The 17,263-nt window shown below is 69.9% G+C and carries 17 protein-coding genes and 1 pseudogene; 10 read left to right on the forward strand and 8 right to left on the reverse strand.

The genetic code is table 11. From position 1 onward, the window contains the following. Window positions 1-15 precede the first annotated feature (15 nt). On the reverse strand, window positions 16-318 hold the full coding sequence (locus FJ091_02515) for a DUF1330 domain-containing protein (protein MBM4382222.1): 303 nt from the start codon (window positions 316-318) through the stop codon (window positions 16-18). Between the two features lie 57 nt (window positions 319-375). Between FJ091_02515 and FJ091_02520 the strand changes: the two genes are divergently transcribed. From FJ091_02520 to FJ091_02540, 5 genes are all read left to right on the forward strand, one after another. Next, a complete protein-coding gene (locus tag FJ091_02520; GenBank protein ID MBM4382223.1) occupies window positions 376-897 on the forward strand; it encodes a VOC family protein in 522 nt (173 codons plus the stop codon). A gap of 36 nt (window positions 898-933) precedes the next feature. Then, on the forward strand, window positions 934-1,368 hold the full coding sequence (locus FJ091_02525) for a cupin domain-containing protein (protein ID MBM4382224.1): 435 nt from the start codon (window positions 934-936) through the stop codon (window positions 1,366-1,368). After that, window positions 1,365-1,883, forward strand: a complete 519-nt coding sequence (locus tag FJ091_02530; GenBank protein MBM4382225.1) for a hypothetical protein — start codon at window positions 1,365-1,367, stop codon at window positions 1,881-1,883. Before FJ091_02525 ends, FJ091_02530 begins: the two co-directional genes overlap by 4 nt. 57 nt (window positions 1,884-1,940) lie before the next feature. Then, window positions 1,941-3,242, forward strand: coding sequence for an acyl-CoA dehydrogenase family protein (locus FJ091_02535; protein MBM4382226.1), 1,302 nt, complete (start codon window positions 1,941-1,943; stop codon window positions 3,240-3,242). Between the two features lie 63 nt (window positions 3,243-3,305). After that, window positions 3,306-4,487, forward strand: coding sequence for a phosphotransferase family protein (locus FJ091_02540; GenBank protein ID MBM4382227.1), 1,182 nt, complete (start codon window positions 3,306-3,308; stop codon window positions 4,485-4,487). A 1,972-nt stretch (window positions 4,488-6,459) separates the two neighbouring features. On the opposite strand, the pseudogene FJ091_02545 reads toward FJ091_02540, so the two are convergent. The 7 genes and pseudogenes from FJ091_02545 to FJ091_02575 all read right to left on the reverse strand — a co-directional run bounded on the left by FJ091_02545 (window position 6,460) and on the right by FJ091_02575 (window position 13,981). Further along, window positions 6,460-6,720 (reverse strand): annotated as a pseudogene (locus FJ091_02545) (matrixin family metalloprotease). Between the two features lie 36 nt (window positions 6,721-6,756). Beyond that, window positions 6,757-7,545, reverse strand: a complete 789-nt coding sequence (locus FJ091_02550; GenBank protein ID MBM4382228.1) for a hypothetical protein — start codon at window positions 7,543-7,545, stop codon at window positions 6,757-6,759. Between the two features lie 47 nt (window positions 7,546-7,592). Then, window positions 7,593-10,664, reverse strand: a complete 3,072-nt coding sequence (locus FJ091_02555) for a matrixin family metalloprotease (protein MBM4382229.1) — start codon at window positions 10,662-10,664, stop codon at window positions 7,593-7,595. 92 nt (window positions 10,665-10,756) lie between these two features. Beyond that, on the reverse strand, window positions 10,757-11,275 hold the full coding sequence (locus FJ091_02560) for a hypothetical protein (GenBank protein MBM4382230.1): 519 nt from the start codon (window positions 11,273-11,275) through the stop codon (window positions 10,757-10,759). 18 nt (window positions 11,276-11,293) lie between these two features. After that, entirely contained in the window at window positions 11,294-11,878 is a 585-nt protein-coding gene (locus FJ091_02565; GenBank protein MBM4382231.1) for an LUD domain-containing protein, read from the reverse strand. Then, on the reverse strand, window positions 11,871-13,241 hold the full coding sequence (locus FJ091_02570; protein MBM4382232.1) for a lactate utilization protein: 1,371 nt from the start codon (window positions 13,239-13,241) through the stop codon (window positions 11,871-11,873). Before FJ091_02570 ends, FJ091_02565 begins: the two co-directional genes overlap by 8 nt. Next, window positions 13,238-13,981 (reverse strand): (Fe-S)-binding protein, encoded by a 744-nt coding sequence (locus tag FJ091_02575; GenBank protein ID MBM4382233.1) that lies wholly within the window; start codon window positions 13,979-13,981, stop codon window positions 13,238-13,240. The genes FJ091_02570 and FJ091_02575 overlap by 4 nt, the downstream gene beginning before the upstream one ends. 55 nt (window positions 13,982-14,036) lie before the next feature. Between FJ091_02575 and FJ091_02580 the strand changes: the two genes are divergently transcribed. The 5 genes from FJ091_02580 to FJ091_02600 all read left to right on the forward strand — a co-directional run bounded on the left by FJ091_02580 (window position 14,037) and on the right by FJ091_02600 (window position 17,168). After that, complete coding sequence (locus FJ091_02580) at window positions 14,037-14,936, forward strand: hypothetical protein (protein MBM4382234.1); 900 nt, start codon at window positions 14,037-14,039, stop codon at window positions 14,934-14,936. A 102-nt stretch (window positions 14,937-15,038) separates the two neighbouring features. Beyond that, window positions 15,039-15,653 carry a dephospho-CoA kinase gene (locus FJ091_02585; protein MBM4382235.1) on the forward strand — a complete coding sequence of 205 codons (615 nt, stop codon included), beginning with the start codon at window positions 15,039-15,041 and terminating at the stop codon, window positions 15,651-15,653. Further along, on the forward strand, window positions 15,614-16,285 hold the full coding sequence (locus FJ091_02590; GenBank protein ID MBM4382236.1) for a PHP domain-containing protein: 672 nt from the start codon (window positions 15,614-15,616) through the stop codon (window positions 16,283-16,285). Before FJ091_02585 ends, FJ091_02590 begins: the two co-directional genes overlap by 40 nt. Continuing rightward, a complete protein-coding gene (locus FJ091_02595; GenBank protein ID MBM4382237.1) occupies window positions 16,267-16,761 on the forward strand; it encodes a MaoC family dehydratase N-terminal domain-containing protein in 495 nt (164 codons plus the stop codon). The genes FJ091_02590 and FJ091_02595 overlap by 19 nt, the downstream gene beginning before the upstream one ends. After that, entirely contained in the window at window positions 16,758-17,168 is a 411-nt protein-coding gene (locus tag FJ091_02600) for a hypothetical protein (GenBank protein ID MBM4382238.1), read from the forward strand. Before FJ091_02595 ends, FJ091_02600 begins: the two co-directional genes overlap by 4 nt. Window positions 17,169-17,263: the final 95 nt, after the last annotated feature.

Genomic DNA, 17,263 nt, shown 5'->3' on the forward strand with positions numbered 1-17,263 from the left:
GAGCGAAGGTCCGGTTCAGCGCTTCCCGATGTTCATCGTCTGCGAGATCACCGCGAAGCCCTCGGTCGCGGCGAGGCGCTTGCCGACCACGGCCTGGTAGGCGGGCGACTTGTACCAAGCCTTCGCCTTGTCGACGGACTCGAACTCGATGATCACGGTTTGCTGGCCGGGCGGCTTGCCCTCGATCGTCTCCGACGCGACGTCGAAGCTGACGAGCTTTCCGCCGTGCGCGGCCACGGTGGGGCCGGCGCCTTGCGAGTACTCGCCGTAGAGGGCGGGGTTCTTAACGACGTATTGAGCGATGAAGTAGGCAGGCATGGATCGCGAGTTACCACACTCGGGATTCGTGCTTCAATGCGTTCCACGAGGGCGCGCATGCAATCCGGATTGATCCGCTACCCGATCCTCCAGTGGGCTTACGTCGTGAACGACGTCGAGGCGGCCTGCGCGAAGTGGACGCAGATGACCGGCGCCGGGCCGTTCTACGTGAGCCTGCATCACAAGGGCACGCACACGTATCGCGGGCGCGTGACGGAGCCCGATCTCAGCTACGCGTTCGGCTCGGTCGGCGACGTGCACGTGCAGCTGATCCAGCAGCACTGCGACACGCCCTCCGTCTACCGCGATCTCTTCCCCCGCGGCAAGGAGGGCTTCCACCACTTCGCGCTGCTCGTGCCCGACTACGAGGCCGAGCGCGCGCGCTTCGTCGCCGCGGGCTGCCCCGTCGTGACGGAGCTCGTGTCGGCGGCGCGCGTCGGTTACGTCGACGCGCGCTCGTGGCTCGGCGCGTTCGTCGAGCTGTACGAGGACAACGCGCCGCTGCGCAAGATCTTCGCCTCGTGGAACGAGGAGCACGCGCGCTGGGACGGCGTGACCGAACCGATCCGGAAGCTCTGACTGCTTCGTACTTCAACTGACACAAGGAGAATCGCGATGGGCCTCATGCAAGACGTCACGCCGGTGAACGATCAGCTCGCCGACATCATCGTGCGCGCGAACGAGCCGTGGATCGAGCAAGAGAAGGACATGGCGTGGATGAAGGTGCTCTACACGGGCAGCGAAACCGGCCGCTGGGCCGCGCTGTTCCGCTGGAACAAGGGCTACACCGCCGCGCCGCACAAGCACCTCAGCGCCGCGCACACGTTCATCCTGAAGGGCAAGCTCCAGGTGCGCGACGGCATCCTGAGTGCCGGCGACTACGACTACGAGCCGAACGGCGTGCTGCACGGCGCGACGACCGCGCTCGAAGACACCGAGTACCTGTTCATCTGCGACGGCCCCGTGCTCTTCTACAACGACGACGGGCTGCAGTCGTACCTCGGTTGGGAAGAGCTGTATCGGATGCGCGAGGCGGCGAAGGCGAAGTGAGGCCGCACGCGCTCGCGTTGGCACTCGCGCTCGCGAGCGCCGCGCAGGCGGAGGAGGCGACCAAGCCGGCGCCGCCTCCGCCCCCGGCCTCGTGCGCCACTGCAGAGCATCGCGCGTTCGACTTCTGGCTCTGGGCTTGGCGCGTCGAGACACCGGCCGGCAAGCCCGCCGGCTCGAGCACGATCACGTCACTGCTGGGCGGCTGCGCGCTGCTCGAACAGTGGGAAGGCGCGGGCGGCTTTCGAGGCACGAGCCTCAACGCGTGGGACGCTGCAACGAAGCGCTGGCGACAGACGTGGATGGACGCGAGCGGCGGCGTTCTGCTGCTCGAAGGCGGCATCGAGAATGGCGCGATGGTGATGCGCGGCGTCACGCGCGAGGGCGAGGCGGACGTGCAGGAGCGCATCTCGTGGTTGCGCCTCGAGAGCGGCGACGTGAAGCAGCACTGGCAGCAGTCGCGCGACGGCGGCGCGACCTGGGCCGACGCGTTCGTCGGGATCTACAAGCGCCGTTGAGCGCCGCGCTCGCGCCTCGGGGTAACGTCGCGCGCCTCAACCGAAAGGGCGCTCGCGATGTGGAGCTTCGAGACCGACGCGGAGTATCAGAAAGAGCTCGATTGGATCGACGAGTTCGTCCGCAAGCGCATCGAGCCGCTCGACTTCGTGGTGCGCGCGCCGTACGACACGAAGGATCCCGTCCGTAACAAGATCATCCGCCCGCTCCAGAAGGAAGTGCAGGAGCGCGGGCTCTGGGCGTGCCACCTCGGGCCGCACCTCGGCGGGCGCGGCTACGGGCAAGTGAAGCTCGCGCTGATGAACGAGATCCTCGGCCGCGCGCGCTGCGCCTCGATCATCTTCGGCTGCCAGGCGCCCGACTCGGGCAACAGCGAGATCCTCGCGCACTACGGCACCGAGGCGCAGAAGAAGCAGTTCCTCGAGCCGCTGCTGCGCAACGAGATCGTGTCGTGCTTCTCGATGACGGAGCCTCAGGGCGGCGCGGACCCGAAGGTGTTCCAGACGCGCGCCGTGCTCGACGGCGACACGTGGGTGATCAACGGCGAGAAGTGGTTCTCGTCGAACGCGCGCTGGTCCGAGTTCCTGATCGTGATGGTCGTGACGGACCCCGACGCGCCGCCGTACCAGAAGATGTCGATGCTGCTCGTGCCCACGAACACGCCCGGCGTGAACATCGTGCGCAACGTCGGCCTCGGCTACGAGCCGCCCGAGCACGGCGCGCACGCCTACATCCGTTACGAGAACGTGCGCGTGCCGAAGGAGAACATGCTCGGGCCGCGCGGCGGCGCGTTCGTGGTGGCGCAGACTCGGCTCGGCGGCGGGCGCATCCACCACGCGATGCGCACGATCGGCCTCGCGCGGCGCGCCTTCGAGATGATGTGCGAGCGCGCGCTCTCGCGATCGACCCAGGGCGAGCTGCTCGCGAAGAAGCAGATGACGCAGGAGAAGATCGCCGACTCGTGGACCGACCTCGAGACGTTCCGCCTGCTCGTGATGCAGACCGCGTGGAAGATCGATCGCTACAAGGACTATCAGAAGGTGCGCAAGGACATCGCCGCGGTGAAGGCGATGATGCCGCGCGTGCTGCACGACGTGACGGCGCGCGCGCTGCAGCTGCACGGCTCGCTCGGCGCGTCGAACGAGATGCCGTTCTCGAAATACCTCGTCGAGTCGTTCCACATGGGCCTTGCCGACGGGCCGACCGAGGTGCACAAGGTGACCCTCGCGCGCGAAGTGCTCTCGGGCTTCACGCAGGCCGGCGATCTCTTCCCCACCCGCCACATCCCGAAGCTGCGCGACGCCGCCCGCGCACAGTTCGCGGACGTGATCGAGGAGATGGAGGGGGATCTCGCGGAGTGACGTGGCCATCGGTGCCAGGCACCGATGGCCACCGCCGCTCGTGAGCTTCCGTGCCTGGCACCGATGGCGCATTCAGGGGGAGTCGTGACCGAGCCTCGCAGCAGCGAGACCGAGCTTGCTCCGGTGCGCCCGGGCGAGCAGCTCGACTGGGCGCGCATCGACGCGTGGCTGCGCGCGAACGCGCCGCGAGATCTCGCGCTCGGCGCGGGCCCCGAGGTGCTGCAGTTCCCGAACGGCGCGGCGAACCTGACGTACTTATTACGGTACGAAGCGCGCGAGCTGGTGCTGCGCCGGCCGCCGTTCGGCGTGATCGCGCCCGGCGCGCACGACATGCGGCGCGAGTTCAAGGTGCTCTCGCGCCTGTGGCGGCACACGCGCCTCGCGCCGCGCGCGGTCGCGTTCTGTGAGGACAAGTCCGTGTGCGGCGCCGACTTCTTCGTGATGGAGCGCCGCACGGGCGTCGTCGCGCGCGCATCGATCCCGGAGCCGATGCGCCATCACGAAAATGCCGGCCGCCGCATGGGCTTCGCGATCGCCGACGCGATGGCGGAGCTGCACTCGCTCGACCCCGCGCAGTGCGACCTCGCCGATCTCGGCAAGCCCGAAGGCTTCGCCGCGCGCCAAGTCGCGGGCTGGCGCAAACGCTGGGAGCTGGTTCGCCCCGCAAGCGCAGCGCGCAGCGAGCCGCAGGCGAGCGAAGCCAAACGCGGTAGCGAAGCGCGCAGCGAGCCGCAGGCGAGCGAGGTCGACGAGATGGATGCGGTCGCCGATCGGCTCGCAGCGCGCGTGCCCGCCGCGCAGCGCACGAGCTTCGTCCACAACGATCTCAAGCCTGATAACTGCCAGTTCGACCCCGCCGACCCCGACCGCTGCAAGTCGATCTTCGATTGGGACATGACGACACTCGGCGATCCGCTGATCGACCTCGGCACGCTGATCCAGTACTGGCCCGACGCCGGCGACCCGAGCTTCCGCGAGCTGTCGAGCCATCCGGGGATGCTGGACATGGGCCTGCCCCCGCGCGCCGAGATCGCCGCACGCTACGCGGAGCGCACCGGCGCGGACCTGACAGCTCTGCCGTGGTGGGTCGCCTTCGCGTACTGGAAGACCGCCGTCGTGTGCCAGCAGCTCTACACGCGCTACGCGCGCGGCGAGAGCAAAGACGCGCGCATGGTCGCGATCGGGGCGCGCGTGCCGGTGCTCGCGGCACGTGCGAGCGAGGAGCTGCGGCGCGCGGGGATGTGAGCGGACCTCCGAATCCTCTTCAGCGCAGCGGTCCGTACGGAGCGCTGTGCGTGCCCGCGTCGCTCGTTGCGACCGCGATCAGGTACTTCCCCTTCGGCACGAGCGTCGCCGGGAGCGTCGTCTTCAGCTTGACCTTGCGCGAAGTCCCCGCCGTCAGCGTGGGAATCGCGAGACTCCGCACCGGTGCGTCGTTCGCGCCATGGGTCGTGTCGTCGGAGAGCACGATCGTCAGCTGCGCGTCGTCGGAGACGCTCGCGGGATTGCTCACGACGAGCTTCGCCTTCACCTTGCACGCGCCGCTGCTCTTGCACTTCGTGCGGAAGCTCGACCACTGCACCTCGACCGGCGGGGTCGGCGGCGGAGGGGGAGGCGGCGGCGGATCGGGCGGCGGTGGCGGTTGCAGCTCCTGGATCACGAACGAGAAGGTGTCGCGGACGCCGTCCTTTCCATCGACCGCGATCGCGAACGTCTCGCCCGCGGCCGCGCGGAATCTGACGTTGCTCCACGCTCCACCATGTCCGCTGTCGTTCTCGGCGACGAGCTCGAGCGAGTCGACCTGGCTCCCGCGATAAACGGCGAGCAGCGAGTCGAAGTCCGAGTATCCGCTCGAAGTCGTCCACACGGTGAACTCACCGGCATTGGGCGCACTCCAGCTCCACCACACGGAACCGCCACCTGCGTTGCCTGCGTGATCGGGCTCGCCGAGCTCCTTCGTCGCCACGAAGTTGTCGCCGCCGACATCCGACCACATCCACGGCACCGGGGCGCGGTTCGCGAAGTCGTCATTCAGCGGCGGCTCGTTGGGCTGCGTCCACGACCGCTCGATGTCGCAGCCGTACTGAGTGCCCGAGTTCGGACCGAACACGCGGAGGTGATACGTCCCCGATCGAGCGAGATCGCGCTCGAACTTGTCGTAGGCGCGCCCTACCGAGGAGTGGACGAGGTTGCCGGCGCCATCGAGGATCTCGATGTCGAAGAGGTCGGCCCATCCGCAGTTGACCCTCAGGTGGCGGCCTTCACGCGGCACATCGAACCGGTAGTAGTCGTCGTCGAACTGGTATCCGCTGCCATGCAGGGACCAGAAGTTGACCAGCCAACCCGCCGGCACTTGCCACGCCGTCGCCAAGCTGTCGTTCTCTTCGTACGCGTCGTCGCCGCCGTAGGGCACGCACACCGTGTCGAGCCGCAGCCAGTACGCGATCTCCTCGTCGTCGCCCTTCTCGCCGACGACGACGTAATAGGTGCCCGCCGGGAGCCACGACTGCTCGGCACGCGTGCGGTCGATTCGCGCCGAGAACGGTCCCTCGGCGTACTCGACCAAGCTCCCGTCGCTGGCGTAGAGCCACATCTCGAGCTCGTCCGAGTGTCCGTACGCACCGTACGCCTCGACCGTGACCTCGCTCAGCTGATCGAGCGTGAACACCGAGTAGTCCTCGTCTCCTCTCGGGGAGAGCGTGTGCCCTACCGCCGGCCAGGTCGTGAGCGGCGTCGCCTGCGCGAACGAATCGTCGGGCTCGAGGTTGTCGGGGCCCGGGAACGAGACGGTGGCGAGCGTGACGTCGTACGCGTCGATCTCGACGTCGCCGCCCGCTTCCTCGATCGAGACGTAATAAGTTCCCGCCGGGAGTGGGTCGCCGCCGGTGCGGTCGCGTTCGATGCGCGACTGCGCCGTGCCGCCGAAGTCGTCGTTCACCTCGATCACCGCGCCGCTCGCGTCGTAGAGCGTGAGCAGCGTGTCGTCGCCAGCGGCGGTGCCGATCACCGCGAGCGTGACGTCGGCGTGGCTGGTCAGCGTGAAGGTGCGGAAGTCGACGTCGTCGGCCGGCGCGATCGTGTGCGTCTCGGGGCGACCGAACGGGAGCGCCTGCACGAAGGTGTCGTCGGGCTCGTACTGATCGCCGAAGGAGCTGCCGGCCTGCGCGTAGAGCGCGCGGATCGCGTAGATGTCGTCGATTCCGAGGCCGGTCAGCGGCCCGGTGTAGTGCGCGTACATCACGGCGCTGGGGCTGTCCGAGTGCCCGATCCCGAGCGCGTGCCCGATCTCGTGGAGCGCGACGGTGTACATGTCGACGTCCGCGCCGATCCGCCAGAGCTCGTCGTCGTCGAAGTGCACATCGCCCGCTTCTGGCTCCGGGTTCGCGGGGGGCGGATAGAGCGCGTGAGCGAGCACTTGGCCGGGCCCGTCGAATGGACTGCCGTCGCCGTGGTCGCCGCGCGCCCAGAGAAAGTCGATCGACTGCGGCTGACGCGCGAACCCGGCCGGAGCCCACTAGATCTGCGCGTACTGGCTCCAAGTCCAGAGCGCGCGAACGACTTCGTTCTCCTCGTTCACCAGATCGGGCGTGTCGTTCTCGAAGAAGTACGTGAGCGACGCGGGGCCGAGCCCCGGGCCGTCCCACCCGTCGTCGGTGTACGAGTAGTTCGGGGCGAACAGGTTCTGCGTCAGCGCGCCTGTGCAGCTGACGACGGGGCGCCCCGCTTTGATCGCGTCGGACGCGGCGTACACGAAGCTGATCTCGTCCTGAGCGCTGAGGGCGGCGAGGTCGCGTGCAGCGATCTCGACGTGCAGCGTGGTCGCGCGCAGGTAGCGATTCGGGATCTCGCGACCCCCGGCGCGGCGAATCGCGGCGACCGCGGCTGCGCGCGTCACGTCGGGGAAAACGTCCACGAGCACGCTCATCTCGGACGCGAGCTCTCCGGGCGGCAGCGAGACTTTGTCGCGCGCCTCGAGCGTGCCGACCCAGCGCACGCCCGCGGCTTTGCGCGCATCCACGCCTGCAGGCACCCACGCGGAGACCGCGTTGCGCGGCACGGCTTCGAGCACGCGCACGCCCTGCCTGCGAAGCGCGGCGAGCGCGTCGGCTCTGCGGCTCGGGTCGTACTGAATGATCAGGTGGCGGCCGTGCCGACTTGGCGCCGCGGACTGCTTCGCAGCGGCGTCGACCGTGCGCGTGCGCAGGAGCAGCTCGGTCGGCTTCGGGGGCCGCGGCGGCAGCGCGAGCGCAGCCGATGCGGCGAACACGGCGAACACGAGCGCGATCGGAAGCAGCCTATGCATCACCGGGCCCGCCGGAAACGCCGCGATCCTCCCGACGGCGCGGCGACTCAAAAGAGCGGCCCGAACACTACGGTCTGACTCGCCGCTCCGCTCGTCAGCCGCGCGATCACGAACTTCCCGCTCACGGTCGTCCCCGCCGGCAGCCTCGCGCGGAGCTTCACCTTCTTCGTCTTGCCCGCCTTGAGCGCGGGTGCCGAGCCTCCCCCGATCGCGGCGTCGCCCGGGTCCCACGAGTTGTCGTTCGAGAGATGGAAGCTGACTTGCGCAGGCGCCGAGACGCCCGCGATGACGTTGCGCACGAGCAGCTTGCCTTTGAGCTTGCACACCTGCGTCGACAACTTGCACTTGCTCGTGAGGTTCGCCCAAGTCGCTTGCAGGTCGGGGATCAGCGCTTGCTGCGAGATCTGCAGTGACAGCGCCCCGTTCGCTCCGTTCCAACCGTCGACCGCGATCGCGTAGGTCGTGCCGGCATTCGCGCGGAAGGAGACGGCGCTCTGCAGAGAGCTCAGGTCGACGTCGTCGTTCGAGGCGACGTGCGTGAGCGCAGCGATGTCCGTTCCCGTGTACACGCCGAGGAGTGTGTCGAAGACGCTGCCGGCGGTGTCGATGACGACATCCCCCGTGACCGGCGCAGTCCACGACCACCACAGCGAAACGCCGCCCGGTTGCCCTGCGTGAAGCGGCTCGCCGCTCTCCTTGGTGGCGGACGCGTTGTTCGCACTCGTGCTGGTGTTCTGTCCCGTGAGCGTGATGCGACTCGCGAAAGCGTCGTTGCTCGGCGCCAGCGGCGGGACGAGATCGTCCCACCACAGGTCGTAGGAGTTGCCCGCCCCTCCGCCGACGTACGGGTAGGCGACGACCACGAGGAAGTAGGTCCCGCCGCCTGCCGGCACGACCATGTCGATCTCCTCGCGATCTGCCGTCGAGGCCGAGGACGCCAGAATCTGGCCGGCCGCGTTCTCGAGGAACAAGTCGATGTTGCCCTCGCTGTTCCGGAGCTGAAGAGTCGCGACGACGCGCTCCTGTCCGGGCGAGACGTCGATGCGGTAGTAGTCGTCGTCGAGCTGGACGCCGGGCCCGTCGAGCGACGAGAGCCAGAAGCCTTCCCACGAGACACCGCCGTTGTCCCATGCCTCGGCGTAGTCGTCGTTCTCCTCGTACGCGTCGTCGGTGCTTCCGCCGAGCGGCGTCACCGTGAGCTGGATGTCGTATGCCGCGATCTCGTCGTCGTTGCCGAACTCGTCGACGAGCACGTAATAAGTACCGGGCTGCAGCGCGTCGCCGCCCGCCTGCGTGCGCTCGATGCGCGAGTAGAGGCCTGCGCCGCTGTCGTCGTCGTATTCGAGCGCGCTGAGGTCTTGTGCGAACAGCCACATGCGCGTGTCGTCCACCGAGCCGCCGCCGCTCGTCTCGATCGCGACCTCGGCAGGCTGACTCAGCGAGAAGCGCGTGTAGTCGCCGTCGTTCGCCGGCCGGAGGCTGTGCGCCTGCGGCGCACCGGGCGCGAGCGGGACGGCCTGCGACGCGGTGTCGTCGGGCTCGTAGGCGTCCCCGATCGCGTGCGTCACGACTTGGAGCGAAAGGTTGTAGCTCGCGATCGCGGAGTTGTTGCCGAACTCGTCCACGCGCACGTAATAAGTTCCCGCAGGCAGCGCGTTGTTCTCGGCGCGGCTGCGGTCGATGCGCGAGAACAAGTTGGGCGAGCCGACATCGTCGTTGAACTCGATCTGATTCAGGTTGGCGTCGTAGAGCCACATGCGTGTGTCGTCGCCCGCGGCCCCGGACGTTTCGATCACGACGTCCGCGCCGCCGAAGAGCGTGAAGCGCGCGTAGTCGACGTCGCTTGCGGGCACGATGCTGTGCGACTGCTGCGAGCCCGGCGCGATCGTGCGCGCAGCGGCCGGCGTGTCGTCCGGCTCGAAGCTGTCCGCGCCGAAGCCGCCCGCCGGCGCGTAGAGCGCGCGAATTCCCGCGATGTCGTCGGATGCGAGGTCGGTCCAGACTCCGCCGCCGTAATGCGGATACATCACGGCGCCGGGATCGGCGGAGTGGCCGAGCCCGAGCGCGTGGCCGAGCTCGTGCAGTGCGACCGAGTAGACGTCCATGCCCGGCCCGTGCGTCCAGAGCTCGTCCTCGTCGAAGTGCATGTCGCCGGCGATCGGCTCCGGGTTCGGCGGCGACGGGAAGTACGCATGCGCGAGGACGCCGAACGGACCGTCGAACGGATTCGGGTCTCCGTGACTGCCACTCGCCCAGAGAATGTCGAGCGAGCGCGGGCGACCGCTCGAAGGCGCCTGCGACCAGGTGATCGCGGCATAGGCGCTCCACGTGTTCATCGCGCGCAACACTTCGGCCTGCTCGTTCGCGACGTCGGGCGTGCCGTTCAGGAAGATGTAGGACAGCGACGCACTGCCGAGGCCGAAGCCGTCCCAGCCGTTGCCGTTGGCGACGTAGTTCGCGACGGGGCCCTGCTCGGTGATCGCACCGGGGCACGTGTGCAGCGGCTGCATCGTCTCCACCGCCTTCGACGCGGGGTAGACGAAGCTGACTTCGTCGAGGCCAGCGAGCGCGTGGAGGCGGCTCGACTCGATCTCCACGAGCAGCGTGTTGCCGGTCAGGTGCGCGTGATGAATCGCGCGCCCGCCGGCGCGCTTCACTGCGATGTCCGCGGCCGCCCGCTTCACACCGGGGAAGACATCGACGAGCACGCGCAACTTCTCGGGAACGGGCTTCTTCGGGACCGCGAGTTTGTCCGAGGCCCTCAGCTTCCCGGCCCAGCGGACCGCCGGAACGACAGTGGGTTCGAAACCCGCCGGCACGTACGCCGAGACCGCATTGCGCGGCACGAACTCGAGCACCCGAACGCCACTCTTCTCGAGCGCGGCGATGCCCTCCTTCATGCGACCCTGCTCGAACTGGATCAGCAGGTGACGCGCAGCTTCACGCGCGCCGAGCGCCGCAGCCTTCGATGCGGGCGGCGGCACGAACGTGCGCGCCTTCAGCAGCAGCTCGTTCGGATCGGGGCTCGGCGCCTGCGCTGCCGCGAGAGCTGGCGTGAGCAAGAGCGCGAGGACGAGCGTTCGTGAGTGGGTGCGCACGGACAGCGAGGTGAACGCCACAGCGGCCTCCGGTGGAGAACGCGCCTCTCGCAATCAGTTTATGACGCCGGCGGGGGCGCCGGGTGAGAGATCGTTCACAGGGCGGGGCGGACTCAGTCCCGCTGACCGCGACTCGGGATCTTGCGCATCGCAAGCGAGAGGCCGAGCGCGGTGGCGAGCGTGCACGCGACGAATGCGATCAGCAGCGCAACGAATGGGCCCTGCGCGAGGCGCGGCGGAGCGTGCGTGTTCGCGTCGACCAGGAGCGCGTGCATGGCGCCGAAGAACAGCGCGGCAGCGCCCGCCACGAAGTAGCCCGCCAAGGCGAGCCGCCGGAACAGCGTGTCCCTGAGCTCCGGCGTGAGCCACAGCTCGCGGTGCGGAACGTTCACGAAGCGGCTGAAGCGACGCGGAAGCCACGTGAACGCGCTCACCAGCACGAGCGGCAGCAGCGCGCTGAAGGCGACGAAGAAGACTCCGTACACGCGCCGCGTCATGAAGCCCTGCGCGGCGCCGCCGGCGCCGAAGTTCGAGGCCACGACCTCGGGCAAGCCTGCGAGTGAGCTCACGACGTAGGCGAGGCTCGCGGCCCAGGCCAAGGCGAACAGGTTGCGCGCCGTCTCGACTCGCATGCTCTTCTCCCCGCGCTGTCATCGCACGAGCACGACCGTGCACGAACATGGCCCATGTGCGCCGAGCACGAGCGCCTGCTCGATGTCGGCGGTCTTCGACGGGCCCGCGAGGAACCAGCCGAACGCGTGCGCTGAGGGCGAGATGCGCGCGTACGCGTCGTGCAGCGAGCCCACGAGCGCGGCTTCGTCCACCACGAGCACGAGCTGCTCCGCGAGCAGCGCGGCTGCACGCTCCAGCGGTGAGCGCGGCGCGTGCCACAGCGCGCCGTTCTCGGCGACGGCGAGGGCGCCGCGCAGCACCGCGACGTCGAGCGCCGCGAGCTCGTGCGGCTCGCGAGCTGTCAGGGCGCAGCCGCGCGCAGCCAGCTCGGGCAGCTCGCTCCACACGTGCGCCGCGCTCGCGCTGAGGCGCGCGAGCTCGCTGCCGAGTGCGCTCGCTGCGCAGCGCACGAGCTCTCCGCCCGCCGCAGCGAGGCTCGCGCCGAACGTCTCGGCGCTCGCGTCGAGGCGCGGCGCGGCGTAGGCGGCGCGAGGCGAACTCGGCCGCGCTGCGGATGCCGCGCGCATCGCGGCGAAGATCGCAGCGCGGCTCGCGTCACTCACGCTCGCGGCTCCGCTTTTCGTACAGCGCGCGGAAGCTCTCGCGCGGCAGCGGCGGCAGCTCGCGCCCGCGCGTCCAGGGCGCAGCGATGTGCGCGGCGGCGCCGGGCAGCGCGCGCCCAAGAGCTCGCGCGAGCGCGCCCGCCGCCGCGAACAGCGCGGGCCGCTCGAGCACGAAGCGCGCCAGCGACGTCGCGCCGCGCCAGCGCGCGCCGCGCAGTCCGCGCGCGGTCAGCTCGCCGCGCCACGTCAGCAGCTGGTGGTGCAGGGGGACGCGCACGGGGCACACCTCGCTGCACGAGCCGCACAGGCTGCACGCGTGCGGCAGGCTCGCGTGCGCTGCGGCGTCGCGCGCCGGTGCGAGCACCGAGCCGATCGGCCCGGCGACCGCCACCTGATAACTGTGACCGCCGCTGCGGCGATACACCGGACACGTGTTGAGGCACGCGGCGCAGCGGATGCACGCGAGCGCCTCCCAGAACGACGGATGCGCGAGCAGGCGCGAGCGCCCGTTGTCGACCACGACGATGTGCTGCTCGCGATCCGGTGCGAGGGGCCCGTGGTAGTGCGAGGTGTAGACCGAGAGCGCCTGCCCCGTCGCCGAGCGCGCGAGCAGGCGTAGGAACACGGGCAGGTCGGCGATGCGCGGCACGATCTTTTCGAGCCCGACGCTCGCGATGTGCAGCTTCGGCAGCGTCGTGCCGAGGTCGGCGTTGCCCTCGTTCGTGACGACGACGAAGCCGCCGCTCTCGGCTACCGCGAAGTTCACGCCCGTGATGCCCGCCTGCGCCGCGAGGAGGCGTGCGCGCAGATCGCGGCGCGCGACGCGCGTGAGCTCCGTCGGATCGCTGAGTCCCGGCGCGCTGCCCATCTCGCGCGCGAACAGCTCGCCGATCTCCTCCTTCTTGAGGTGGATCGCCGGCATCACGATGTGGCTCGGCGGCTCGCGGCGCAGCTGCACGATGCGTTCGCCCAGATCGGTGTCGATCACCTCGACGCCGTGCGCCTCGAGGTGCTCGTTGAGCGCGCACTCCTCGGTGAGCATCGACTTGCTCTTCACGACGCGCGTCGCGCCGTGCCTCCGTAACAACTCGAGCACGATCGCGTCGTGCTCCGCGGCGTCGCGCGCCCAGTGCACGACGGCGCCGCGCTGCTTCGCGTTCGCCTCGAACTGCTCCCACAGCGCGGGCAAGCGCGCGAGCGCATCGCGCTTGATCGCGGCGGCTTCGTCGCGCAGCGCCTCCCAGTCGGGCACGGAGTCCGCGGCGCGATCGCGCTTCGTGCGCACGAACCAGAGCGCTTGGTCGTGCCATGTCGTGCGAGTGGAGTCGGCCACGAACGCGGACGCGCGCTGTGCGTGGCTCACGGTTGCGCGCGCCCCGCGAGGATCTCCGCGACGTGGTGCACGCGCAGCGGCAGCGCGCGGCGCCTTGCCACGCCTTCGAGATGCATCAGGCACGAGATGTCCGTCGAGGTCACGACCTCGGCGCGCGCGGCCGCGTGATCCGCGAGCCGGTCGAGCGCCATGCGGCACGACACGGCTTCTTCTTCCACTGCGAACACGCCGCCGAAGCCGCAGCACTCGTCGGCGCGCGCGAGCGGGGTGAGCTCGACGCCAGGCACGCGCAGGAGCAACTCGCGCGCAGGATCGCTGCGCGGCGCCGCGCGCGACTCGCTGGGCGCGCCGAGGCGCAGCTCGCGCAGTGCGTGGCAGCTCGCGTGCAGGGCGACTCGACGCGGGAACGCGGGGGCGCTCGGCGCGATGCCGCGCGCGTGGAGGAACTCGCACAGCTCGAACACGCGCGGAGCGAGCGCGCGCGCTTCCTGCGCGGGGAAGAGGTGCGCGAGATGGCTGCGCAGCGTCGCCGCGCAGCTGCCCGACGGCGCGACCACCGCCTCGAAGCGCGCGAACACGCGCACGAAGCGCTCGGCGAGCTTCGCCGCTTCCATGGGCGCGCCTGCCGTCAGCAGCGGTTGGCCGCAGCAGGTTTGCTCCCGCGGAAACTCGACGCTGCAGCCGCCGCGCTCCAGCAAGTCGAGCGCCGCGAGCCCGACTTCGGGCCGCAGCTGGTCGACATAACAAGGCACGAACAGGGCGACGCGCACGGCGTCACGCTAGCCCGGCGCGGCTACGGCGTATGCTGCGCGAAGCGAGGTGTGCATGCGCAGGCCGTGCGCGCTGACGACGATTGCGCTGATGGTTCTCGTGCAGAGAGCGCGCGCCGAGGATCGAGCGTGGACCGACGGCTTGCGCGCGCGACTCTCCGTCGACGGTGTTCACAGCGTCGACTACGGCGCCGCCGAGGTGAGCTTCGTGCGCGCGCACGGGCTCGTCTCGCTCGAAGGCCCGCTCTCGGACGACTGGGTCGGCGCGGCCTCCTGGTCGCTCGAGTACGAAGGGCCGCGCTACGAGGACGAAGGGGCATTTCTGCCGGGCGGCGCGGCGCCGCGCGACCTCGTCGAGTCGACCTTTCGCATCGGCGCGCGCCGCCGCGTGACCGATCATTGGTGGCTCGGCGCGCAGCCGTATCTGTCGGCCAAGCTCGAAGTGGGCGCCGACCTCGAGGATGGGCTGAAGGGCGGCAGCGTGTTCGTGGTCGGCTACACGCACAGCGACGACCTCGAGATCCTCGCCGGCATAAAGCTCGGCACGAAGCTCGATCGCAGCGGCGCCTTCGTGTGGCCGTACCTGCGCGTGCGCTGGCAGATTCGCGACGACCTGCAGCTGCGCCTCGACAGCGCGACGCTGCGCCTCGCGTACGAGCTCAGCGACGACCTCGACCTGATCGCGTTCGCCGGCGGGCGCACCGATCGCTACCGCCTCGATGCGAGCGACGGGCCCGCCGTCGGTCCGGCGCCCGCGACGTTCAGCCTCACCGAGATTTCCGCGGGAGCCGGCGCCCGCGTTCAGCTGAGCCCGCGCGTGCGGCTCGCCGCGAACGCGGGCCTCTCGTTCTGGCAGCGCATTCGCATCGCCGATCGCGACGCCGATCGCCTCGCAAGCCGCTCGACGCACGATCCGGCGCCGTTCCTCACGCTCCAGCTGGAGTCGCGCTTCTAACAAGCCGAGCGCGGCGGCCGGTCGTCGCAGCGCGGCAGCGGAGCCGATACCCTGCCGCCCTTCGCGACACCCACACGAAGCGGGGTTGCAGGAGCGCAGCGCTTGCTCGTACTCGGCCTCACAGGCGGAATCGCTTCCGGCAAGTCGACGGTCGCGAAGCACCTCGCGCAGCGCGGCGCGCGCGTCATCGACGCGGACAAGCTCGGTCACCGCGCCTACGAGCCCGGCACGCAGGCGCATCGCGAGGTGATCGCCGCGTTCGGCCCCGAGGTGCGCGCGGCGGACGGCACGATCGATCGCGCGGCGCTCGGCGCGCGCGTGTTCGGCAAGCCCGCCGAGCTGAAGCGCCTCACCGACATCGTGTGGCCCGAGATTCGGCGCCTTGCGGAGAAGGAGATCGCGGCCATCCGCGCGAGCGACGCGCGCGCGGTGGTCGTGCTCGAGGCGGCGGTGCTGTTCGAGGCGGGCTGGGAGCCGCTCGTCGACGAGATCTGGGTCGCCGTCGTGGAGCGCGCGGTCGCGGTCGCGCGCGCGGTCGCGCGCGGCGGCCTGAGCGCGGCGCAGGTCGAAGCGCGCATCGACTCGCAGCTCGGGAACGGCGAGCGCAAGAAGCGCGCGCACGTCGTGCTCGACAACTCCGGCGACGAGGCCGCGCTCGTGCTTCAGCTCGATGCGCAGTGGCCGCGCGTCGCGGAAGCGGCGAGGGCGCGCGCGTGATCCTCGATCTGCACTCGCACTCGGTGAAGAGCGACGACGGCCGCGCGCAGGTCGAGAACTACTGCCTGTGGATCCGCAAGCGCGAGCTGCCGATCGACGGCTTCGTGCTCACCGAGCATCGTCAGTGGGACGGCGACTCGGACTACTCCGCGCTCGCGCAGCAGCACGGCCTCACGATCCTGAAGGCGAGCGAGGTCGAGACCGAGTACGGCCACGTGCTGGTGTTCGGCGTGACCGACGCGCTGACGCGCGCCTTCGACTTCCGCGACATCCGGCTGCCGCTCGCGCGCGTGCTCGACGAGAGCGAGCGCCACGGCGCCGTCGCGGTGCCGTGTCATCCGGGCCGCCCGCGCGTGGGAATGTGCGCGCACGCAGAGAAGCTCGGTGTGCCCGCGGGCGTGCGAATCATCGAGACGCTGAACGGCGGCAGCCGCGGCACCGAGGACGAAGACGCGCGGGCGATGGCCGAGCGCATGGGCTACCTCGGCATCGGCGGCAGCGACGCGCACATCGTCAGCCACATCGGCCGCTGCGCGACGCGCTTTCCGAGCGCGTTGCGCAGCGAAGGCGAGCTCGTCGAGGCGCTGCGCGCCGGAGAATTCGAGGCGATCTCGTGGAAATCGAAGAGCTGAAGGCGAAGTACCTCAACAAGGAGTTCGACGAGAAGGACTTCCCGGTGCGCGCGGAGGCGATGGTCGACTTCGCCGTCTCCGTGGGCGAGACCGCGCCGTACTACACCGACCCGTCGCATCCCGACTTTCGCGCGGTGCCGACGTTCCCCGCGCGCTTCCACGGGCGCCGCATGCTGCCTGCCGACTTCCCGAAGATCGGCTTGCCGCTCGACGGCGGGAAGGCGGTGATGCCGCAGGCGCCGATTCGCGCCGGCGTCACGCTCGTGGGCAAGAGCCACCTGCACGAGATCTACGAGAAGACGGGCCGCACGGGCCGCATGATCTTCCTGATCTCGCGCATGGAAGTGTTCCACCACGACGGGCACCTCGTGTCGATCGTCGACTCGCGCCAAGTGATTCGGGAGCGACCGCCGGGTGCGGAGCCGGCGCACGGCTGGGGACCGCCGCCCGGCGGCGACAAGGGGAGCGCGCGATGACCGCGCGCCGCTTCGAGGACGTCGAGTTCGGTGAGGAAATCCCGCCGCTCGTGCCGGACTTCTCGATCGAGAACGTGCGCAAGTTCGGCCGCGCCGCGGAGATGGTGGCGCCGCGCTTCAGCGATCACGAGGGCGCGCGCAAGGAAGGCCTGCCCGGCGCGATCGTTCCCGGCGTGATGAGCCAGGCGATCCTCGTGGCGATGATCCACCGCTGGGCCGAGAACGCGGAGCTCGAGAAGATCGACACGGTGTTCCGCGCGCCGGTGCTGGTGGATCACGAGCACTCGATCACGGGCGTCGTGACGAACCTCGAAGCCGAGACGCGCAGCGTCGACATCGATCTCACCGTGGTGAACGAAGCGGGCGAGACGCGCGTGCTGGGCACTGCGCGCGTGAAGCTGCCGTAACAACCCGCGCGATGAGTGAACCGCGCGTTCCTGCGCACCCCGACATCGGGTCGAGCGCGGGGTAGCCGCTGCACGCGCGCGCCGAGGTGCTCGGG

Source organism: Deltaproteobacteria bacterium (assembly GCA_016875395.1).
Lineage (GTDB): Bacteria > Myxococcota_A > UBA9160 > UBA9160 > UBA6930 > VGRF01.